We start from the raw sequence: 21,392 nt of genomic DNA, 5'->3' as shown, positions 1-21,392 counted from the left end.
ATGTCCCAGCGCACCGACGAGAAGCGGCAGTTGCGCCGGCTGCCAGACACGCTGGTCAATCGCATCGCTGCGGGCGAGGTCATCGAGCGCCCGGCGGCGGCGGTCAAGGAGTTGGTGGAGAACGCCCTGGACGCCGGGGCGGGCCAGATCGACGTTTTGTTGCGCGACGGAGGGCGGGCGTTGATTGCCGTGACCGACGACGGTTGCGGCATGGAGCCCGATCAGCTGGAGGTCGCCGTCGAGCGGCACGTTACCTCGAAGCTGCCTGACGACGATCTCGTGCACATCCGAAGCCTCGGGTTTCGCGGCGAGGCCCTGCCCTCCATCGGCGCCGTGGCGCGCCTGACGCTGATCAGTCGCCCGGCCCAGGCCGCCGAGGCCTGGTCCCTGACCGTGGAGGGCGGCCGCCGGGGACAGCCGAAACCGGCCGCGCATCCGCCGGGCACGCGGGTGGAGGTGCGCGATCTCTTCTACGCGACGCCGGCTCGACTGAAGTTCCTCAAGTCGCCGCGCGCGGAGCTGCAGGCCTGCCGTGACACGCTGATGCGTCTCGCAATGGCCAACCCCCTTGTCGGCTTTACCCTCGGCGATGGCGACCGAACCCTGTTGCGACTGGAGCCGGCGGTCCCAGAGTTGGTCCCGGATCCTGCGTCAGGTCTGGATGCCACCTCGCGTGCCGACGACCTGCTGCAGGCACGCTTGAAGCGGCTCGGCGCCCTGCTTGGCAAGGACTTCGCGGAAAACGCGCTGGCGCTTGAGGCTGAGCGGGAGGGCTTTGGTCTGACCGGTCTGATCGGCGTGCCGACCTTCAATCGGGCGACGGCGCAGCACCAGTACCTCTTCGTCAACGGCCGGCCCGTGCGCGACCGTCTTCTGCTGGGCGCGCTGCGCGGCGCCTTTGCGGACTTCCTGGCGCGCGACCGTCATCCCGTGGCCGCTCTGTTCCTGGAGGCGCCGGCCGAGGCGGTCGACGTCAACGTGCATCCGGCCAAGGCCGAGGTTCGCTTTCGCGAGGCCGGACTGGTGCGCGGTCTCATCGTCGGCGCCTGCCGCCACGCCTTGGCCGAGGCCGGGCATCGGGCTTCGACCAGTGTCGCCCAGGCTGCGCTCGGCGCCTTCCGCCCGCAGGACGGGCCTCCGGCAGCCTCCGGTTCGGCCCCTCGCTCGGGCGGGGGGTGGCGGCCTGTCTATGCTCAGCCTCAAGGGCCTTCTTACGGCGGTTCGTACGGAGCCGGACTGCGCGAGGCGGCGAGCGACTACCACGCGCCCCTGCCGGAGCTGGAGGGGGCGCCCGCCGCGCGCAACGAGGCTGTGCCGGATGCCGTCGCGGCGCTGCCGGACTATCCCTTGGGGGCGGCACGGGCACAGTTGCACGGCACCTATGTCGTGGCGCAGACCCAGGATGGGATCGTAATCGTCGATCAGCATGCGGCGCATGAACGCCTCGTACACGAGCGCATGAAGCGACAGCTGGCCGAAGGCGGCGTGAAAACCCAACTGCTGCTGATTCCCGAAGTGGTGGAGTTGGAGGAGCCGGCGGTCGAGCGTCTGCTGGCGCGCGCGGCCGAACTGGCGGAGCTGGGATTGGTGTTCGAGGCCTTCGGTGCCGGTGCCCTGGCGGTTCGGGAGGTCCCGGCGCTGCTCGGGCAGCCGAACCTGCAGGGCCTGTTGCGCGATCTGGCGGACGAACTCTCCGAATGGGATCAAGCTCTCAGTCTGAAGGAGAGGCTGGAGGAGGTCTGCGGGACCCTGGCCTGCCACGGCTCCGTGCGGGCCGGCCGGCAGCTGAACGGCGACGAAATGAACGCTCTGCTGCGCCAGATGGAAGCCACGCCGCACAGCGGCCAGTGCAATCACGGCCGCCCCACCTACGTGGAGCTGAAACTGGCCGATATCGAAAAGCTGTTCGGCCGGCGCTGAGGTTGAGCTAAAGCCTGTTCGGGCCGGTTCGGCGCAGGCGGATCGCAGGGCTTGGTTCCCTCCGGCAGCCGTGCCACTCTTCGAATAGGTCGTGAAGGATTGCGGGGCACTATGCACGAAGGCGGCATTTACGAGAAAACCACGGCGGGCATCCGCGTGACGGTGCGGCCCATTTACCTGGATGACCAGTCGTCTCCCTCCGACGACCGCTTCGTCTGGGCCTATCAGGTGAATATCGAGAACCGCGGCGACGAGACCGTACAGCTGATCAGCCGCTACTGGAGCATTACCGATGCGCGGGGCCGCATTCAGGAAGTGCGGGGCGCCGGAGTGGTTGGGGAGCAACCCACCCTCTCGCCGGGTGAGCGCTTCGAGTACACCAGCGGCTGCCCCCTGCCCACCCCGTCGGGTATGATGGTCGGGCGCTATCAACTGGTCCGTTGCGATGGACCGCAGGCCGGGCAGGACTTCGAGATAGATATCCCGGCCTTCTCGCTGGATTCCCCTTACGAGGTGATGCAGCCGAACTGAGGTGCGATCCGGCGCCGACAGTGGCTGCTTGACTTCCGGCGGCAGAGCGCCATCTCGCGTTTCGCTAGACAATCAAGCTGGCCTTCCCTCCCAACAAACACGAAGGGCGACCGCCCATGACCGTGACTCCCGTGCGCAGCGACGAGACCGCCGACAACCGCCCCAGCCGCGAGGAGGCGGAGGCCGCCGTGCGCACTCTCTTGGCCTGGGCCGGCGACGATCCCGGTCGCGAAGGTTTGCTGGACACGCCCGCGCGGGTCGCGCGCGCCTACGAGGAGTTCTTCGGCGGCTACGCCATCGACCCCTTGGAGCTGCTTCAGCGGACCTTCAGCGAGGTCGAGGGCTACGACGAGATGGTGCTGCTCCGCGACATCCGTTTCGAGTCGCACTGTGAGCACCATCTGGCGCCCATCATCGGGCGGGCTCATGTGGCCTACATGCCCACGCATAGGGTGGTCGGCATCTCCAAGCTGGCGCGTGTGGTCAATGCCTTCGCCCGCCGTCTGCAGATCCAGGAGAAGATGACGGCGCAGATCGCCAATACCCTTGAGGCCGTTCTGGAGCCCTCCGGTGTCGCCGTGGTGGTCGAGGCGACGCACCACTGCATGACGACCCGCGGCGTCCACAAGCCGGGCACGACGATGGTGACCAGCCGGATGCTCGGTTGCTTCCGTGAGGATGCGGCGACGCGGCGCGAGTTTCTCTCCCTGCTCGACAGCCCAGGCGGCCAAGGGTTGGTTTAGGACGTTTAAAGACGAACGGCGCCGGTCGGATGAGACCAGCGCCGTTCGCTCTTGAAGATGCGAGGTGTCGGACCTTTACAGGGCCTTGAGGACCGCCTCGGCGCTGGAAACCTCGAAGGCGCCGGGCTCTTCCACGTGCAGAGCGGCGACCGAGCCGTCCTTCACCACCATCGCGTAGCGCTGAGAGCGGGTGCCCAGGCCGAAGGCGGAGCCGTCCATCTCCAGGCCCAGCTTCTGCGTCAGCTCCCCATTGCCGTCAGCCACCATCATGACTTTGCCGCCGGCCTTTTGGTCGCTGCCCCAGGCATCCATCACGAAGGCATCGTTGACCGACAGGCAGGCGATGGTGTCGACGCCCTTGGCCTTGATCTCGTCGGCATGGGCCACGAAGCCCGGAAGGTGCTTTGCCGAGCAGGTCGGCGTGAAGGCGCCTGGAACGGCGAAGAGGACGACCGTCTTGCCGCCGAACAGCGAGTCGGTGGTAAGGTCTTCGATGCCGTTTTCGGTCTTCACTTTCAGTGTGGCGCTGGGGATCTTGTCGCCCACCTTGATGGTCATGACGGAGCTTCCCTTCCCTGACTGGTCCCTGAAATGGCGACAGGCCCGGAGGGCCGGCCACCTTGCCGTCGCATAGATAAGGCACGGGCGGTTCGCCGCCAAGCGCGTAGCGGGAGACTCTATTGTGACGCTGTGGTTGTGCCGGTCGCAGTGTCGAAGCCGGCGACTTCGAGGGACTCCAGAACGGCCGAGCGGCTCAGGAGCTCGGGCAGAGTCAAACCGTTCGGCGCATCGGGTCCGTAGACCGCGTTGAAGGGGATGCCGTAGCGCCCGAAGCTGGCCAGGTAGTCGGAAATCTTGGGATCGGGGCGAGTCCAGTCGCCCCGCATCGCCACCAGGCCCTCGCCGCCCAGCAGCTCGGCGATCTCGGTCGTGTCGAGAACCAGGGTCTTGTTGACCTGACAGGTGATGCACCACTCCGCCGTCACGTCGACGAAAACCGTCTTGCCCTCGGCGACATGGCGGGCGATGGCCTGGGGGTCCAGCGGTTGCCAGGCCGTGATCTCCGCGGTGGCCGGTGCGGGGCTGCGGGCCAGGGCCGCAACCGCGATACAGGCCGCGATTAGCCCAACCGCGCTGGCCCGGCCGGGCAAGGGCGCCAGGCGGCCGCGATGGCGGGCAAGGAGCGTCAGGCCCAGCAGGACCAGGAGACCGCCCAGCACCACGGCCGCGTTGAGGCTGAGTTGGACCGCGAGCACTGAGAGCAGCCAGACCGCAGTCGCGGCGAGCGCGACTCCCAGAATGCGGCGCAGGGTGACCATCCAGGCGCCAGGTTTCGGCAGTGCCGTCGCCAGGCCTGGGGCCGCGGCGACCGCAAGATAGGGCAAAGCAAACCCGAGACCGAGCGCTAGGAAGACCGCGACCACCTCGCCCGGACCGCGCGAAAGCGCGAAACCGACGGCCGTGCCGAGGAACGGCGCCGAACAGGGCGTGGCGAGCAGGGTGGCGAAGGCGCCGGTGGTGAAGTGACCGCCCAGGCTGTCGTTGTCCCCGAGCTGTGCCGTGCCGGCCAGCCAGCTTGGGAGAGGCACCTCGAAGAAACCGAAGAGGTTGCAAGCGAAAAGCGTCACCACCGCGGCCATGGCGGCCAGGAAGATCGGCTGCTGAAACTGAATGCCCCAGCCGACGGCAAGGCCCCCGAGCTGCAGGGCGATGGCCCCGCCGGCCAGAACTAGGAATGAGAAGAGGATCCCCGCCGCCGAGGCGAGGAACGACAGCCTGACCGTGCCGCGGTCGCGTCCGCCGTGGCTGACTGCGGAGAGCAGCTTGATGGAGAGAACCGGCAGGACGCAGGGCATAAGATTGAGGATCAGACCGCCTAGCAGCGCAAGCCCCAGTACCGCGAGCAGACCTCTTTCGGGCAGCGTCGGCAGCGCGGAGGCGGCGGGCGCTATCGGCGGGTCGAGGGTCAGGTCTCTCTCGAGGCCGCGATTGACGTCGGTCAGTGTCAGGGTGACGGGCGAGCCGATCAGCGGCGCCTCGGTGCGTTTGCCCTCGATGACCGTTAGGCGAAGCAGCGCCGATGCGCCGTCGGCCCCGATCTGCTTTTCCGGTGCGGAGAAGGTCCAGCCGACCGGAGCTTCGACCAGCACGTCGGGGTCGGTCAGCGGCAGGGCGGATGCCAGTTCCACCTCCAAGGCATCGCCGACCAGCCGCGCACTTTCCAGGGACAGCCCGGAAGCCTCGCTGGGGAGTTGGCTGCGGAACCGCTCGATCAGGAACCCTTCGCGGGATGGCGTTTGGGCGCCGGCCGGAAGGTCAAGGCTGACCTCCGCCGTGTGAGGAATGCAGATTTCCTCGCAGACCAGGTAGTCGACGCGGCCGCGCAGGCTGATGGCTTCACCCGGTGTTGCGGGTTTCACGACCAGGGGGAACACAACCCTGCCGCCGTAGCCGAAAGTCTCGAGACCGAAGAGAGAGAAGCGGTGCGGAACGGGCCAGCCAAACTCAACCTCGGCAACGTTTTCGCTGTCGCTCCAATCGGCCGTGACCGGCAATCCGGCATCGCCCGGCGAGCGCCAATAGGTTTTCCACCCGTCGGCCAGATCGAACTCCAGCCCGGCGCTGAGTTGCTCGGCGGTCCCGACCGCTCCGGTCGCGGCGATCGCCCGTACGCGCGCTTGTTCGTTCTCGTCCCAGGCGCCGGCCGCAGCCAGCACGCCACTGAAGCTGGTGGACAGCAAGAGAAGCGCCAGAAAAATGCGAATCAACGGTGTCAAAACGGCCATCGCCTTCTGCTTGGCTGTGCGTCGGTCTTCTCCAACTTCAAGCTGAAAGATAAGCGCTGTCAGCAGGCTAAACTACCGGACAGCGTGTCACGTGCCCTCAAAAGGGCGTGTTTACACGTCACCATCTTATAAGGTGTGTCAGGCTCGGCCTCCCATGAGTGGGACTAGGTAACTATCTAAGCGTTGTGGAAGGAGGCGCGTCGACAGAATGGACAAGCCGAACACGCAAGACACGGAAGATGGCGGTTACCTGACCGGCCAGCTTTTGGTCGCGATGCCGACGATGGCCGATCCCCGCTTCGAGCGCAGCGTGATCTATCTCTGCGCCCACAGCTCGGAAGGTGCGATGGGGCTTGTGGTGAACAAGCTTGCGGGATCGCTGACTTTTCCGGATCTGCTGGAGCAGCTCGGCATCGATGGGCCCGAGGCGCGCGAGGACATCCGCGTCCACTTCGGCGGGCCGGTGGAGACCGGGCGCGGTTTCGTCCTGCACTCGGCGGACTATCTGCAAGACTCCAGTCTACAGGTGAACGACGCCTTCGCCCTGACCGCCACCGTCGATATTCTGCGTGACCTCGCCTATGGCTCAGGCCCCCGCCAGGCGCTTCTGGCGCTGGGCTATGCCGGCTGGGGGCCGGGGCAGCTCGACCAGGAGATCCAGAAGAACGGATGGTTGCACGTCGAAGCCGATGAAATCCTGGTCTTCGACGGGGGGCTGGACGACAAGTGGGAACGGGCGATCCGCAAACTGGGCTTCGACGCCACTATGCTCAGCGGCGATGCCGGACACGCCTGACGTCGGCACTCGTCCCGTGCCGCTTCGCCGGCCTCATGAAAAGCTCCTAACCGACCGCCAGGCTTTCCCTGTTTTCCTCTTCGGTTGCCGGTTCCAGAGGCGTCAGCTTGATCAGGGTGATCTGATTGCGTTGACGGCCCAAGATCTCGAACCGGAAGCCGTGGAAGGCGAAGGTCATGCCGACCTCCGGGATGCGACGGGCCTCGTGCAAGACCAGACCGGCCACGGTGGCGGCCTCCTCGTCGGGTAGGCGCCAGTCGCACTTTCGATTGAGGTCGCGGATGGTCACCCAACCGTTGACGATGGCGGTCCCGTCCTTCAGGACCTCGACGCCCTCCACCTCGATGTCGTGCTCGTCGGAGATGTCGCCGACGATCTCTTCCAGGATGTCCTCCAGAGTGACGACGCCCAGCAGTTCGCCATACTCGTCCACCACGAGTGCGAAGTGCTCCTGCCGCTTCCGAAAGGCGTGCAATTGGCTCAGGAGGTCACTGGAGTCCGGAATGAACCAGGGCTTCACCGCAATGCTTGCGATGTCCAGGTCCTCCAGCTTGCCTCCGGCGGCCTGCACGGCGCGGAACAAGGCCTTGGCATGCAGGACGCCGACGATGTTGTCCGGCTGGTCCCGCCAGAGCGGCAGGCGCGTATGAGGACTAGACAGAACTTCCTCGACGATCCGCTCTGAGGGTTGATCCGCGTTGACCATCGTCACGTTGCGCCGGTGTACCATGATCTCGCTGACCTCGACGTCGGCCAGATCGAGAATGGAACGCAGCATTTCGCGCTCGTGGCGGACCTCTTCACCGGGGCCCTTGTGCAGCTCGATGGCGCCGCGCAGCTCCTCTTCCCACTCCTCCGAACCGTAAGCCAGTGCGACGCGGGTGCCGAACAGGCCCAAGGTGCTGGCCACGATGCCGTTGACCAGTCGCACGACCGGGTTGAAGACGGTCACGATCACCCGCATGACGGGGGCGACGAAGAGGGCGACCTTGTCGGCGAACATCAGGGCATAGGTCTTCGGCAGGACTTCCGCGAAGATCAGCACCAGCAGGGTCATCCCGATGGTGGCGTAGGCGATCGCCGCTTCGCCAACCAGCCGGATCAACACCGAGGTGGCGATCGCCGAGGCCAAGATGTTGACCGCGTTGTTCCCCAGCAGGATCGCCCCGATCAGCCGCTCCTTACGGTGCCAAAGCCGGTTGACCAGTCTGGCGCGTCCGTCGCCCTGCTGCTCCAGGGTGTGCATGCGTGCGCGAGATGCCGCCGTCAGGGCCGTTTCCGAGCCGGAGAAGAAGCCCGAGAGCAGCAAAAGGGCGGCGATGGCACCGATGGAAAAAATCAGGTCTGCATCCATGTCCGTCAGTCTCGTGGTGCGCCGTCTGAGAGGTGACCGCTGGCCGTGGTCGTCTTGTCAGGTTGTTCGCTTCCGATGGTGCGCTAGCCGATAGCTCTGCGGGCGAGTGCGCTTGCGGCGATCACGTCCTGCAGCAGAGCTAGCACCTCGCTTTCCGGAACCTCTTGAGTCACGAACGCCTCCCCAAGGCTGCGGGCCAGAATGAAGGTGAGGCGGCCATCCGAGACTTTCTTATCTTTGCGCATGTGACCGAGCAGCCGCTCGGCATTCCAGTCAACCTGCGGCAGGTCGGAGAGATCGGTGGCCAGGCCGACCGCTGCCAGGTGCCGACGCAAGCGGTCGGCCTCCTCCGGTCTGCAATATCCGAGACGAACCGACAGATCGAACGCCATGACCATGCCGATCGCAACGGCCTCGCCATGCAACAAGGCGGAGCTGTAGCCGGTCTCTGCCTCGAGGGCGTGGCCGAAGGTATGGCCGAGGTTCAACAGGGCGCGGCGTCCGCGTTCGCGTTCGTCCGCTGCCACGATGGCGGCTTTCGTCTTGCAGGAGGTGGCGACGGCGCGGATCTGCGCTTTGGCGTCGCCCTCGACGACGTGCGCGCCGTGTTCCTCCAGCCAGGCGAAGAAGGCGGCATCTCCCAGGGCGCCGCATTTGACGATCTCGGCATAGCCGGCCAGCAGTTCGCGGCGTGGAAGCGTAGCCAGCGCACCGCTGTCCGCCAGCACCAAGCGCGGCTGGTGGAAGGCGCCCACCAGGTTCTTGCCGTGCGCGCTGTTGATCCCGGTCTTGCCCCCGACAGAAGAGTCGACCTGCGCCAGCAGGCTGGTCGGAATCTGAACGAAATCGAGGCCGCGCAACAGGACGGCCGCCGCAAAGCCTGTCAGATCGCCGACTACACCGCCGCCGAGCGCGATCAGCCAGGTCTTGCGCTCCAGGCCGGCCGTCAGCAGCGCCTCGCAGAGCTTTTCGAAGGATGCGAAGGACTTGCTGGCTTCGCCGGCCGGCACGACAAAGGCATCGAAGGCCAGGCCGGCATCCGACAGACTGCGTTCCAACGGCGCCAAGTGCAGCTCCGCGACGTGATGATCGGTGACGACAACGACGCGGTTCGGCGCGTTCGGCAGGCTGGTGATCTCGGCGCCGGCTCGACCGATCAGCCCGGGGCCGATTGCGATATCGTAACCGCGGGCGCCCAGATCCACATGCAGCTGTTCGGCGACTTGGCTAGGCATTCGGGCCTGCGCAGCGTGGAGAGTGGAGGCTGGGAGAGTGGAGGTGGGGCGAAAGGCCCTTGAGCACACGTTCGACAGTCACGTCGGGCGGCCCCTCCGCTGCATCCACCGTAACATCCGCCAGGGCGTAGACCGGATAGCGCTCGTCGATCAGCCGCTGCAGGATCTCGCGCGGGTTCCCTTGGCGCAGGAGGGGGCGATTGTCTCGCCGGGAAGTTCGCTTGATCAGAAGGTCGAGGTCGGCGCGGAGCCAGACCGAGCGGCCGGCGGCCGTCACGGCAGCGCGCGTGTCGGGATCCATGAAGGCGCCGCCGCCGGTGGCGATCACCTGTCCGGGGGTCTGCAGCAGGCGGGAAATCACCCGCTTCTCGCCCGATCTGAAGTAGGCCTCGCCGTGTTCAGCGAAGATGTCCGAGATCGAGCAGCCGGCGGCCTTCTCGATCTCTGTATCGGCATCGACGAAACGCCGACCCAGCCGCTGGGCGAGGCGGCGCCCGATACAGGACTTGCCAGCCCCCATGAGCCCCACAAGCACCAGGTTTTCGCTAGGGTCCAGACCGGCTGTCGGCTTTCGGGGCTGAGCCGCCGCGGTCCGGTCGGCTGTCGCCGCGAGACCTGTACTGCCGTCTTCCGGCATGGTTGACCGTGTCTCCGTTACGTTCGGTCCGGGCCGTTGCGCGGTACGCGTCGGCCTCGGCTGATGGCGCGGCTCCCTCGCCGGTCCCGTTCGACGATCCCGGGCAGGGCGGCGTTGCGCCCCGATTCCTGGCCGTTTAGAACTATGAACGCTGCCGCCATTTCGCCACAGACGAAATCTACCACAGACAGCCCGGCCGATTGCAAGCGTCGGCGAGGATGGCTGGCGCCTTGCGTTGTCACGGCATTCTCGCCGCTGAACCGCAGGCGGTTCCATCAAGAAGGCGCAGCCGGGGCGCAGAGCGTTACGAGGTTGATATGGGCAAAGTGCTTGCCGGTGTACTGGTTGTGTTGCTCGTTCTTCTGACGGCGGCGGGTGCCGCTATCATGACCCTCGACCTACCCGCGCCGACGGCGCAGGTGGAGAAAGTGATCCCCAATGAGCGCGTCTTCGACTGAGCTCTCCGGCTTGCGGCGGCCCCGCACGCAGGGCCGCCTGGCTGCCGCCTTGGCGATAGGCATTCTGGCTTCGGGTCCGCTGCTTGCCGGTTCGGTGCTTGCACAGAGCGACCCAGCCGGGGCGCCCAGGTCGCTGCTCCCACCCTCTTCGGTGGCCTCTCCCGGCTTGCCGGACGACCGGGGCATCGGGTCCACCCTAGTACCCGGCGCCGAAGCACCCAGGGCCGAAGTACCCAGGGCCGAAGTACCCGGGGGCGAGGAGCAGCCTCGCGCACCGGCCGGCACTCTGGTCGAGACTCTGTCGCCTTCACCGGTCGACGACTCCCCGCTGGGGCGGGAAGGTATCTTCATCGACAGTCTCGAGCCGATCGACCCGGCGACCGTGGGCGTGCTTACCGAACGCGATCCGGGCGGATTCGGGGGAGATGTCTGGGCCGGGCTGGAGCGCCGCGACGTCGCGGCTCTGTTGCGCGATATTCCGGCCGATCTGGCCTCGCCGACCTTGCGCGACCTGTTGCGCCGGCTGTTGCTGACCAGTGCGGCTGCGCCTACCGGCGCCCGGCCCGAGGCCGGCACGCCGGGATTGCTGGGGCTGCGCGCGGAACGGCTCTTCGCCCTGGGCGAGACGAGGGCTTTGAGTCGTTTGCTCGAGGTTGCACCCGAGAGGACTGGCGACGAGCTGCTCGACAGGACGCGGTTGCAGACACGCTTGATCACCGGGCGCGAGCAGGAGGCTTGCCGGCTGGGACAGCAGGGGGTTGCCGAACACGGCGGCGTCTGGTGGTCAAGAGCGCTAATCTTCTGCCAACTGGCGGCAGGCGAGGAAGATGCGGCTCTGCTCGGACTCGATCTTCTGAGAGAACAGGAGCGACTGCAGGGGGGCGATCAGGCCGATTCTGACTTTCTGCAGCTTGCCAACGCTCTCCTGGGGATCGGCCGCGCGCCGGACCGCCCGCAGCCGACGGCGCTGAACCTGGCCATGCTCGCGAAGCTACAGGCGCGACCGGACGTGACGCTGCTGTCGGAGGCGCCGCTGGGCCGGAGCGAACAGCTGCTCGGCTTGCAGTCTCTCCCCGCCTCCGACCGGGTGGCGCTGGCGGAGCGCGCGGCGGCAGCCGGCGTGCTGCCGGGCGAGCGTCTTGCTGACTTCTACGGAGTTTTCGGCTTCGATAGCGCCGCTCTTGAAGGTGCCCTCGACGCGGATCTCGATCCCGCCGATCCGCAAGCCCGCGCGCTACTGTTTCAGGCGCTCACTGCCAGATCGCTGCCGCCCGAGCGCGTTGAACTGCTGTCGCGCTACCTGAGCGGAACCCGCGCCCAGGGCGTGGCATTGGCAGGCTTTCAGGCCGCCTTGCCCGTCGTCGTGGAGTTGCCGCCGGCCGCCGCCTTGGCGCGCTGGGCGGCGGCCCCCGGTCGCACTCTGTTCTACGGTGCCCGGTTGGAGCAAGCCCTGGCCTGGTTCGAAAACGCTGGCAGCGCGTCTGCGCAATGGCCGGAGGCCATGGCCGCGCGGCGGCTTCTCTGGCCCTACGCGCGGCTGGCGGGGACGCCGGCGGCAGGCTGGACCGACTTCGACTCCTGGGCGGGAGATGCCATGGCCGCTGGGTTGGATAGCGAGACCGTGGCCTTGTTGGCCGCAGCGCTTTTCGGGCTCGGAGAGCCCGATGCGTTGAGCGCTGCGGGTCTGCAGGGTGCGAGCGCTGTCTCGCCGCCGCGTCCGGAGCGTCTGGCCGCCTTGCAGGCGGCGGGGCAGGCGTCGCGTGCAGGTGAAGCCCTGCTGCATATGCCCGCTGTCTTAGGGGCACGGACGGCCGGCGAGCTGCATCCGCTTGAACTTGCAGCCATCCTGGAAGCCTTGGTTTCCCTCGATTTGGGGCGCGAAGCACGACAATTCGCGATGGAGGCCCTGGCATCACGGGGTCTGTGACGCCATAAAACAGGACAAGATCGGAAAAAGAGTCGGAGACTCGACGCCATGACGGCCGCCTCGAACCGCAAGTCCGCGCGCGGATTTGCCCTGTCTGCACAAGCCGAAGCCTTTCTCGAGATGCTGGTTGTCGAGCGGGGCGCGGCGAAGAATACCTTGGATGCCTATGCGCGCGATCTGCGCCATGCCGGGGACTTCCTGACCAAGGAGGGGGGTCCGTTGGAAAGCGCCGACACGCCGGCGCTGCGGCGCTACCTGAGCCATCTTTCTGCGACCGGCATGTCCGCGCGGACGGCGGCGCGGCGCCTGTCGGCCCTCCGTCAGTTCTACCGATTTCTCTACGGCGAGGGACTGCGCGAGGACGACCCCACGGCAACCTTGGAGAGCCCGCGGCAGGGCCGCAGCCTGCCCAAGGTTCTGTCGGAAGCCGAGGTCGACCGTCTGCTCGAGGCCGCGCGCCAGCGGGACGGCGCCGAAGGCCTACGGCTGACAGCGCTTCTGGAGGTTCTCTACGCGACGGGACTGCGTGTGTCCGAACTGGTCGGCCTGCCGGTCTCTGCGGTCACGCGCGATCCCCGTCTTCTGATCGTTCGCGGCAAGGGCGGCAAGGAGCGCATGGTTCCGGTCAGCCGTCCGGCGCGCGCTGCCTTGGACGCTTATTGCGACGTCCGCCGGCGCTTCCTGCGCCGGCCGGAGGACGATGCCTGGCTGTTTCCCTCGCGCAGTCTGGGGGGGCATCTGACGCGACATCGGGTTGCGCAGCTGCTGAAGGAGTTGGCCGTCGAGGCCGGGCTGGAGCCAGGCAAGATCTCTCCGCACGTCCTCCGCCATGCTTTCGCCAGCCATATGCTGGCGCGCGGAGCGGATCTACGCTCCGTCCAACAGCTGCTGGGTCATGCCGATATCGCGACGACGCAGATCTACACGCATGTGCTCAGCGATCGGCTCAAGACGCTGGTGGAGGATCATCACCCCCTGGCGGAACGGACCGATCCGGCCAAGTCGCGGAAGACCGAGGCGGCGGAGTGATCCTGGGGAGTCGCCTTTGCGACTGAGCCTCACCGTCGCTTTGCCGTTGCGATTGGTATTACCAGCCAGTAAGTAGAGCCGCGATTTTTCATAACCCTTGCGTCGCGGCCGCGCCAGCGGCGCAAGTCCCGTGCCGGCGGCGGTCGTCCGTCGCGAGGAAACCAGCCAATTGAGGGGCAGACTGAATGAGCTTTACGATCGTTGAGCAGGCACCGCCGCGTTTGAACCGTAGCGAGCTTGCCGTGCCCGGTAGTAACTATCGGTTCATCGAGAAGGCGGCCGAGGCCAACGCCGACGTGATTTTTCTCGACCTTGAGGATGCGGTCGCGCCCGACGACAAGGAGCAGGCGCGCAAGAACATCGTCAAGGCGCTCAATGAGATCGATTTCGGCAGCAAGACCATGTCTGTTCGGATCAACGGTCTCGATACCCACTACATGTACCGCGACGTCGTGGATCTGATCGAACAGGGCGGGGAGCGCCTGGATCTGATCATGATCCCGAAGGTCGGAACGGCCGCCGATGTCTACGCCGTCGACATGCTGGTGACCCAGGTCGAGGACGCGGTCGGGCGCAAGAAGCGGCTCGGCTTCGAGATGATCATCGAAACCGCACTCGGCATGGCTAACGTCGACGCTATCGCCGGCGCCAGCAAGCGCAACGAGTCCCTGCACTTTGGCGTGGCCGACTACGCGGCCTCGACGCGGGCGCGCACCACGGTGATCGGCGGGCCGAACCCGAACTACGGCGTTCTGACCGACGCCAACGGTGACGGCGGCCGGGACTATCACTGGGGCGACATGTGGCATTACGCCATCGCGCGCATGGTGGTCGCGGCGCGAGCCAACGGCCTGCGTCCCGTCGACGGACCTTTCGGCGACTTCTCCGACCCCGAGGGTTACAAGGCGCAGGCCTATCGTGCCGCCGTTCTGGGTTGCGAAGGCAAGTGGGCGATCCACCCCAGCCAGCTGGAACTCGCGAACACGGTCTACAGCCCCTCCGACGAAGAGGTGACCAAGGCCCAGCGCATTCTCGAGGCGATGGATCAGGCGCAGAAGGAAGGCAAGGGCGCCGTGAGTCTCGACGGTAGGTTGATTGACATCGCGTCAATCAAGCAGGCCGAAGTCATGGTCAAGAAAGCCGAGCAGATCGCAGCCGCCTGAAGATAAAGCAGGCAGTCAGCAGCTTGAAAATGGGCCGGCGCCGAGACAGCGCCGGCCCATTTTGTGTCAGTGCTTCTTCTACTTTATATTGTATTTTCGCACAATTTGAGATCAAATAACCTTTCATTGACCTATTTATTCTAGACCGTGTGGGTCGCTTCTTCCGTCTGACCGAGGCACCCATGTCTTTGAAATCGCTGTCGATTGCTACCAAGCTGTGGAGTCTGCTTGGGCTCACCGTCATCTCCCTTTTGATTGCCGCCGGCATCGGCCTGCATTTCGCTAGACTTCAGATGGTCGAGGATCGGGTGAGCAAGCTTCAGAACATCTCCGAGACGGCCCAGAGCTATGCGGCCTCTCTCGCCGAGCGTGTGAGTGCCGGAGAGTTGACAGCCGAAGAGTCGCTCGAACAGCTTCGTAGCGTCATCCACAATATGTGGTACGCCGAAAACGAGTACCTTTTCGTCGTTGGTCTCGACGGCACCATGGTGGCGCACGCTGCCAAGCCCGATCTGGAGGGGCGCAATTTCTGGGACACGCAGGATCCGGAGGGTAAGTACCTGTTTCGAGATCTGGCCGCCGTAGCGCGGGCCGGCGGAGGGCGCGAGTATTACATGTGGCCGCGCGCCGGTTCGGATGTGCCGGAACAGAAGCTCTCTTATGTCGTTCCGGTTCCCAGTCTCGATGCCTTCGTCGGGACCGGTGTCTACCTCGACGATCTTCGGGTCGCCTTCATGGCCTTGGCAACGCGGGTGGGCGCGGCGATCGTCGTGCTCACTCTGATCGCGGTCGGCATCGTCTATGCGATTCATAGGGATTTGGTCAGCAGCCTCAGAGGTCTGTCAGCCAAAATGCGGCAGATTGCCGACGGCGATTTGCAGGTGGCGATTGCGGAGACTGACCGAGGCGACGAAGTGGGTCGCATGGCCGAGGCCTTGCAGATCTTTAAGGAGCAGGCGCAGCAGAAGCAGGCGCTGCAGGCGGAGGCCGAACAGTCCCAACGCGAGGCGGAGACCGAGCGGCGGCGCACCTTCGAGCAGCTGGCCTCCCGCTTCGAAAGCTCGGTCGGTGGTCTCGTCGCCGGTTTGGTCAGCGCCGCCGGCAGCATGCAGCAGGCCTCCCAGACCGTCGCGGAGAGTGCGGAGAGCGCCAGCCAGTCCAGTGTCAGTGTTGCCGCAACGACCGACGAGGCGGCTCAGAACGTGCAGACGGTCGCCAGCGCCGCCGAGGAGCTTTCGGCCTCGATCCGGGAGGTTAGCGGTCAGGTCGGCGAGGCGGCCCGGATCGCCGACGAGGCCTCCAGCAAGGCCGAACAGACCAGTGAGACGGTCGGCAGCCTGAAGACTTCGGCCGAGAAGATCGGGGCGATCGTCACGCTGATTCAGGAGATCGCCGAACAGACAAACCTGCTGGCGCTGAACGCGACCATCGAGGCGGCGCGTGCTGGCGAGGCGGGTAAGGGCTTCGCGGTGGTGGCGAGCGAGGTGAAGAACTTGGCGACCCAGACGGCCAAGGCGACCGAAGAGATCGGTCAGCAGATCAGCTCCATGCAAGGAATCTCGGTTGAGGCGGCCCAGGCCATGGAGACGATTCGGACCACCAACGGCTCGATGCAGCAGATTTCGGCCACCATCGCGGCCGCCGTCGAGCAGCAGTCCGCTGCGACGCAGGAGATTGCCCGCAACGCTCAGCAGGCGGCCGGCGGGACTCAGGAGACGGCCCGAAACATCTCAAGTGTTTCCACAGCGGCTCAGACCAACCGGGAGACGGCACAGCAGCTGCTGGGCCTGTCCGGCGATCTGTCCAACCAGTCGAACGAGCTGGGTGCGGAGGTCGAGCAGTTCCTGGCTGAGATTCGGGCAGCCTAGAGCGCGATCGTCTCAGGTGGAAGCGTTTGGCCTCCACCTGAGACGCGATTCGCGCGTGGGCTCTCCAGCGCGGCCTACTCCAGTTCCACCGCGTAGGTTTCCAGCGCCGGAACCTGATCGATCACCCCCTGATCGATCAGGAATTGGGCAAAGCGGCGGTAGCGCTGCTCGTCCAGGGCCGCGGGCCGCAGGGCGAAGCGTGGCAGTGTGTCCCACCAAGCCCGGCGGTTCAGTTCATCGTCCAAGCCCGGCTTGTAGGCCTTGAAGATCTCCCAGGAGGCTTCCGGGTGGTTGATGGTGTAGATCGTCCCGCGCTCCAGGGCCCTAACGAAGGCGGGTAGCCGCGGGTCGTCCAGGCGGGCCGAATTCGCGATCACCACCAGTTCGTCGTAAACCGGAACGCCGTGCTCCTCCGGGTAGAAGGCGCGGCCCTCCGAGCCTTCGATCTCCAGCTGATTGAGCTCGAAGTTGCGATAGGCGCCGATGACGGCATCGACCTGTCCGGACAGCAGCGAGGCACTGAGCGCGAAGTTGACGTTGATCAGTTCGACGTCGTCCAGACCGATGCCGACCGGGGCGAGCATGCCGCTCAACATCGCCTCGGCAAAACCCCCGACCGAATAGCCGATCCTGCGACCCTCCAGATCGGCCAGACTGGCGACCGGCCCGTCGGCGAGTACCACCAAGGTATTCAATGGGGTTGCCACCAGGGTAGCGATTCGGGCGACCGGCAGGCCCTGGGCCGCCTGCATATGCAGCTGCGGCTGATAGGAGATCGCGATCGGCACCTGCCCGGCGGCGACCAGCTTCGGTGGGTCGTTGGGGTCGGCGGGCTCAAGGAACTCGACCTCGAGCCCCTCTTCGGCGAAGTAGCCGCGATCCAATGCCACGATCAGCGGGGCGTGGTCGGGATTGACGAACCAGTCCAGCAGGACGGTCAGTTTCTCGGCCTGGGCCGGCGCTGCTGTCCCGAGCAGCGCGAAGGAAAGGTAAAGGGCAAAACGAAACATGGTCTGGCATCTCCTTTTCGCCGCGCTTAGGAGGATGCCGAAGCCTGATCCGGAGGATGCCCGGAGCGGTGCCGACCGTCCATTCCCTGCGCCGGCATGACCCGGATCAGGTTCGAAGGGTCACCGTCTTTCCGGACGGTCTCTCAGCCCCCGGGCCGGTCGCGGAAAGGCGAACGGCAGGGACACCCCTAGGAACGATGGACCTAGACTAACCGCGTCGACAGCTTCGGCGAAAGAGCTTTGACAGGTTTGCTCAGTCCTGTTTTTGCCTTCGCGTTCATGCCGTCAGGTTCGTGCCGTCGCGTTTCTGTCGTCAACTTCGCCCCGGCGAGTTTTGCACCTGTGCGATTGGGAGGGCCTGTGGTATTCCCGCGCCATGCGTGACTATCTGGATTTCGAGAAGCCGGTTGCCGAACTTGAAGGCAAGATCGAGGAGCTGAAACATCTCTCCGATGCCGGCGATCTGAACATTGCGGAAGAGGTCGGTCGTCTGCAGGGCAAGGCGGACCGTCTGCTGCGGGGCACTTATGCCAAGCTCTCGGCCTGGCAGAAGACCCAGGTCGCCCGCCATCCGCAGCGTCCCCAGGCGAGCGACTACATTGCCCAGTTGGTCGACGACTTCGTGCCGCTGGCGGGCGACCGTCTCTACGGCGAAGACGCGGCGATCCTGAGCGGTCTCGGGCGCTTGCGGGGCTATGCCTGCGTCATTCTCGGTCAGGAGAAGGGCAAGGACCTGCAGAGCCGGCAGGTCCGAAACTTCGGCATGGCCCGTCCCGAGGGGTATCGCAAGGCCCAGCGTCTGCTGGAGCTTGCCGAGCGGTTCCGCTTGCCTGTAGTGACCTTCGTGGATACGCCTGGCGCCTATCCCGGTGTCGGCGCGGAGGAACGCGGCCAGGCGGAAGCCATCGCGAAGTCCATGGAGATATCGCTGGGATTGACGGTTCCGGTGATCGCCGTGGTGATCGGCGAAGGCGGATCCGGCGGTGCGGTGGCCTTGGCGACTGCGGATCGCGTCCTGATGTTGGAGCACGCGATCTACTCCGTGATTTCTCCGGAGGGCTGTGCGTCCATCCTCTGGCGCTCCTCGGATCATGCCAAGGAAGCCGCCGAAGCCTTGCGGCTGACGGCCCAGGATCTTCATCGCCTCGGTGTGATCGATGCGGTGATCGAGGAACCGGTCGGCGGTGCGCATCGCGATCCTGCGAAGATCGTCGCGGCAGTCGGCGATGCGGTTCTGTCGGCCTTGGGCAGCCTCAAGGCCGTAGCGCCGGGTGACCTGCGCCAGCAGCGCCGGACCAAGTTTCTGGAAATGGGTAAGGTCGGGCTGTCGTAACCGCCGTCACCGTTCCGGGATCAGATCCGGGCGTTGCTTTCCGGTGCCAACAGCATCTGAAGATCCGAATTGAGCGTAACGAGGTCATGAAGGGTGACTTCGTCGAGTGTGGCGAGGAAGGCCTCCAGAGCTCGACTTAGAACGCCGCGCAGCCTGCAAGCCGGAAAGATCAGACAGCCGCCGCTCTGGCCGCTTCCCTTCGCGGCCTGAAAGCATTCCGCGATCGCGAAGTCGGCCTCCATTCGACGCACAACGTTGCCGATGACGATCTCACTGGCCGGCTGGGCCAGCCGCAGACCGCCGGCGCGGCCTCTCGCGGTTTCGACGAAACCCTCGTGGCTGAGGGCGTTCGCCACCTTCGTCAGATGCGTTCTGGAGATGCCGAACCGGTCGGCGACCTCTGCCGTCGTCGTGCGCGCGTCTTCCATCACCGCCAGGTACGTCAGCAGTCTCAAGGCATAGTCCGTCTGCATATTCAGGCGCATCTAAACCACCTAACAGGAATAGAAAGTACCGATTATACTGTCGGCACAAACGTCGGCTGAACCATGGTCTCTACAGATTAGCACCTTTTTATTCTGTTCTATAGGGCGCCGACATGCGGCGCTTACGCCAGTCTTGTGACCACTTTGTCCCGAGCTGTCTCAGCCACTTCTGAAGATCGCATTCATATATCTTGCGCAAGGTTAGTGACCCAACTTTGCCCTTTGACGTGATTAAATACGTATTTCATATACCTATTTAATGCGCTCTCGCGCTAAACAATCGACCTAGTCAAAAGCTGACGACCGCTGTGTCAGGTCAGCCAGTCCTCAGGGGGGCTTCCTATGGTCATGCGATACTCTTCCGTGCCTTTCTCCGTTGCGGTTGAACCTAGAGATGTCGTGATCACGGTAGGCGCGCCGACGCGGCGGCTACCGGGATGGCTCGGCAGCGGCGGTCGGCGCGAGTTGGCTCCCCAGCGGTTCAGGCAAGCGCGTTTTCCGCGTCTGCCTTAGGTTTCGCGGCGACCGGCGACCTTCGCGGGTCGTTTCCAGTCGACCTCTCCCGTCCTCTGAAGAACGCAAAGCCCTACGGCTCGACCGCGCGTAGCGCGTTTGTCGGGCGCGCATCGGCTTGAGGGAACTCTTGCGACATGACCTTGGCTAGGACGAGGGAGGCGAGGCGATTCCTCGCGACGCTTGCGGGCAGCCTCGCGATTCTCCTCTGGGCACTGCTGGCGCTCTTCACCACTTGGGCGGAGGGGATCCCGCCGTTCCAGCTGGCCTTTCTCTGCTTCTCGGTCGCGACGATAACCGGGTGTGGCACGCTCCTGCTGACCGGTGGCGCGACCTGGCGCTGTCTACGGCAACCCTGGCAAGCCTGGCTGCTTGGCGTGTCCGGCCTCTTCGGCTGCTATGTCTTCTATTTTCTGGCTCTGGGAAACGCCCCGGCCGTCGAGGCCAGCCTTCTGACTTACCTCTGGCCGCTGCTGACCTTGCTCTTTTCCGCAGCTTTGCCCGGCGAGCGTCTGCGCTGGTTTCACCTGTCGGCGGTTGTTCTGGGCCTCGTCGGCGCCGGCTTTCTGGTCACGGGCACGCGTGGGTTCGACTTCGATCTCTGCTTTGCGCTCGGCTACGCAGCGGCCATCGCCTGCGCTCTGACCTGGTCGATCTACTCAGTCATGAACCGGCGTTTCGGACGGGTCCCGAGCCAGGCCGTGACGGGGTTCTGCGCCGGAGCCGCCTGTCTTGGCTTGCTCTGTCATCTGCTGTTCGAAAGCTGGGTCTTGCCGGACCGCTGCCAGTGGGGTGCCGTGCTGTTGCTCGGCCTGGGGCCTGTCGGGCTCGCGTTCTTCGTCTGGGATTTCGGGACCAAGCACGGCGATATCCAGGCGCTGGCCGCGCTTGCCTATACGGCGCCGCTGATCTCGACCGTCGTTTTGATTCTGATGGGCCAGGGTGAGGCAAGCTGGCATGTCGCTCTGGCTTGTGCCCTGATCGTCAGCGGCGCCCTCATGGGATCGCTCAACCTCTTGCGACGAAGAAGTATTTAGAGGCGCTCCAGCCGTCGCCGCGCCCGAGCGCCGCCCAGATACGGAAAGGCCCGCCGAGTGGCGGGCCTTCGAAACAGCTTATCTCGCAGGTCGGTCTCAGGCTGCCGCGGTCTGGCGCGCCTTGGCCTTTTCGATCTGGCGTTTGATCCGGACGGCTTCGAGGCCAAGCTTGGCGTCTGGCGTACCGGTCAGGAAGCTGTCCAGGCCGCCCTTGTGCTCGATGGTCCGAAGCGCGCTGGTGGAGAGGCGCAGGCGCACCATTTTGCTCAGCGCGTCGCTGTAAAGCGCCGTCGACTGGATGTTGGGCAGAAAGCGCCGGCGCGTCTTGTTGTTCGCGTGGCTGACGTTGTTGCCGGACATCACCGACTTGCCGACAAAAGCGCAACGGCGGGCCATCGATCTCTTCCTCGAAGCTAGAAAACTCTGTGGTAGCCAATCTGGGAGGCGTTGACAAAGCGCCGGTTCCAGACAAAACACGACGGGCGGCCACCCTGGCCGCCGCGCGAGGCGGTGTTGTAGGGAGGTGCGGGCCCTGCGTCAAGTGGCCGGTCGGCAGCAGGCGCTGAG

Annotated in this window: 19 protein-coding genes and 1 riboswitch; of the genes, 11 read left to right on the top strand and 8 right to left on the bottom strand. The window is 65.4% G+C overall.

Annotated features, from left to right (window positions below):
- The 3 genes from mutL to folE all read left to right on the top strand — a co-directional run bounded on the left by mutL (position 1) and on the right by folE (position 3,194).
- Positions 1-1,920, top strand: a complete 1,920-nt coding sequence (gene mutL / locus ACO054_RS16785) for a DNA mismatch repair endonuclease MutL (protein WP_421707733.1) — start codon at positions 1-3, stop codon at positions 1,918-1,920.
- 126 nt (positions 1,921-2,046) lie between these two features.
- A complete protein-coding gene (gene apaG, locus ACO054_RS16780; RefSeq protein ID WP_421710378.1) occupies positions 2,047-2,451 on the top strand; it encodes a Co2+/Mg2+ efflux protein ApaG in 405 nt (134 codons plus the stop codon).
- Positions 2,452-2,567: 116 nt separating this feature from the next.
- On the top strand, positions 2,568-3,194 hold the full coding sequence (gene folE / locus ACO054_RS16775) for a GTP cyclohydrolase I FolE (protein ID WP_421707732.1): 627 nt from the start codon (positions 2,568-2,570) through the stop codon (positions 3,192-3,194).
- 75 nt (positions 3,195-3,269) lie between these two features.
- Here the strand turns inward: folE and ACO054_RS16770 are convergent, their stop codons facing one another.
- Together ACO054_RS16770 and ACO054_RS16765 are read right to left on the bottom strand one after the other, a co-directional pair.
- Positions 3,270-3,752, bottom strand: a complete 483-nt coding sequence (locus ACO054_RS16770; protein ID WP_421707731.1) for a peroxiredoxin — start codon at positions 3,750-3,752, stop codon at positions 3,270-3,272.
- A 119-nt stretch (positions 3,753-3,871) separates the two neighbouring features.
- Complete coding sequence (locus tag ACO054_RS16765; protein WP_421707730.1) at positions 3,872-5,980, bottom strand: protein-disulfide reductase DsbD family protein; 2,109 nt, start codon at positions 5,978-5,980, stop codon at positions 3,872-3,874.
- Positions 5,981-6,188: 208 nt separating this feature from the next.
- Here ACO054_RS16765 and ACO054_RS16760 point away from each other — a divergent pair, with 208 nt between their 5' ends.
- Entirely contained in the window at positions 6,189-6,776 is a 588-nt protein-coding gene (locus ACO054_RS16760; RefSeq protein WP_421707729.1) for a YqgE/AlgH family protein, read from the top strand.
- 46 nt (positions 6,777-6,822) lie between these two features.
- Here ACO054_RS16760 and ACO054_RS16755 read toward each other — a convergent pair whose 3' ends face one another.
- The 3 genes from ACO054_RS16755 to ACO054_RS16745 all read right to left on the bottom strand — a co-directional run bounded on the left by ACO054_RS16755 (position 6,823) and on the right by ACO054_RS16745 (position 10,002).
- A complete protein-coding gene (locus ACO054_RS16755) occupies positions 6,823-8,130 on the bottom strand; it encodes an HlyC/CorC family transporter (RefSeq protein ID WP_421707728.1) in 1,308 nt (435 codons plus the stop codon).
- A gap of 83 nt (positions 8,131-8,213) precedes the next feature.
- Positions 8,214-9,365: a 3-dehydroquinate synthase gene (gene aroB, locus ACO054_RS16750; protein WP_421707727.1), complete on the bottom strand. Its 1,152-nt coding sequence runs from the start codon at positions 9,363-9,365 to the stop codon at positions 8,214-8,216.
- Positions 9,358-10,002, bottom strand: a complete 645-nt coding sequence (locus ACO054_RS16745; protein WP_421707726.1) for a shikimate kinase — start codon at positions 10,000-10,002, stop codon at positions 9,358-9,360. The genes aroB and ACO054_RS16745 overlap by 8 nt, the downstream gene beginning before the upstream one ends.
- A gap of 317 nt (positions 10,003-10,319) precedes the next feature.
- Here ACO054_RS16745 and ACO054_RS16740 point away from each other — a divergent pair, with 317 nt between their 5' ends.
- The 5 genes from ACO054_RS16740 to ACO054_RS16720 all read left to right on the top strand — a co-directional run bounded on the left by ACO054_RS16740 (position 10,320) and on the right by ACO054_RS16720 (position 16,447).
- Entirely contained in the window at positions 10,320-10,460 is a 141-nt protein-coding gene (locus ACO054_RS16740) for a hypothetical protein (protein ID WP_421707725.1), read from the top strand.
- Complete coding sequence (locus ACO054_RS16735; RefSeq protein ID WP_421707724.1) at positions 10,441-12,387, top strand: hypothetical protein; 1,947 nt, start codon at positions 10,441-10,443, stop codon at positions 12,385-12,387. Before ACO054_RS16740 ends, ACO054_RS16735 begins: the two co-directional genes overlap by 20 nt.
- 48 nt (positions 12,388-12,435) lie before the next feature.
- The gene (gene xerD, locus ACO054_RS16730; RefSeq protein WP_421707723.1) at positions 12,436-13,416 is read left to right on the top strand and encodes a site-specific tyrosine recombinase XerD; all 981 of its coding nucleotides are present in this window, start codon (positions 12,436-12,438) and stop codon (positions 13,414-13,416) included.
- Between the two features lie 185 nt (positions 13,417-13,601).
- Entirely contained in the window at positions 13,602-14,579 is a 978-nt protein-coding gene (locus ACO054_RS16725; RefSeq protein WP_421707722.1) for an HpcH/HpaI aldolase/citrate lyase family protein, read from the top strand.
- Between the two features lie 182 nt (positions 14,580-14,761).
- A complete protein-coding gene (locus ACO054_RS16720; RefSeq protein WP_421707721.1) occupies positions 14,762-16,447 on the top strand; it encodes a methyl-accepting chemotaxis protein in 1,686 nt (561 codons plus the stop codon).
- A 74-nt stretch (positions 16,448-16,521) separates the two neighbouring features.
- Here ACO054_RS16720 and ACO054_RS16715 read toward each other — a convergent pair whose 3' ends face one another.
- On the bottom strand, positions 16,522-17,457 hold the full coding sequence (locus ACO054_RS16715) for an ABC transporter substrate-binding protein (protein ID WP_421707720.1): 936 nt from the start codon (positions 17,455-17,457) through the stop codon (positions 16,522-16,524).
- Between the two features lie 66 nt (positions 17,458-17,523).
- Positions 17,524-17,657, bottom strand: a riboswitch (TPP riboswitch).
- 176 nt (positions 17,658-17,833) lie between these two features.
- Between ACO054_RS16715 and ACO054_RS16710 the strand changes: the two genes are divergently transcribed.
- On the top strand, positions 17,834-18,790 hold the full coding sequence (locus ACO054_RS16710) for an acetyl-CoA carboxylase carboxyltransferase subunit alpha (RefSeq protein ID WP_421707719.1): 957 nt from the start codon (positions 17,834-17,836) through the stop codon (positions 18,788-18,790).
- A gap of 20 nt (positions 18,791-18,810) precedes the next feature.
- Here the strand turns inward: ACO054_RS16710 and ACO054_RS16705 are convergent, their stop codons facing one another.
- Positions 18,811-19,275 carry an Rrf2 family transcriptional regulator gene (locus ACO054_RS16705; protein ID WP_421707718.1) on the bottom strand — a complete coding sequence of 155 codons (465 nt, stop codon included), beginning with the start codon at positions 19,273-19,275 and terminating at the stop codon, positions 18,811-18,813.
- Positions 19,276-19,925: 650 nt separating this feature from the next.
- On the opposite strand from ACO054_RS16705, the gene ACO054_RS16700 reads away from it, so the two are divergent.
- Complete coding sequence (locus tag ACO054_RS16700; protein WP_421707717.1) at positions 19,926-20,825, top strand: DMT family transporter; 900 nt, start codon at positions 19,926-19,928, stop codon at positions 20,823-20,825.
- A gap of 96 nt (positions 20,826-20,921) precedes the next feature.
- Here the strand turns inward: ACO054_RS16700 and rpmB are convergent, their stop codons facing one another.
- Positions 20,922-21,221 (bottom strand): 50S ribosomal protein L28, encoded by a 300-nt coding sequence (rpmB, locus tag ACO054_RS16695; protein ID WP_421707716.1) that lies wholly within the window; start codon positions 21,219-21,221, stop codon positions 20,922-20,924.
- Positions 21,222-21,392 lie beyond the last annotated feature (171 nt).

Source organism: Algihabitans sp. (genome assembly GCF_965226985.1).
GTDB lineage: Bacteria > Pseudomonadota > Alphaproteobacteria > Kiloniellales > DSM-21159 > Algihabitans.
The sequence above is the reverse complement of the archived record's forward strand: the minus strand, read 5'-3'. Positions and strand labels throughout refer to the sequence as shown.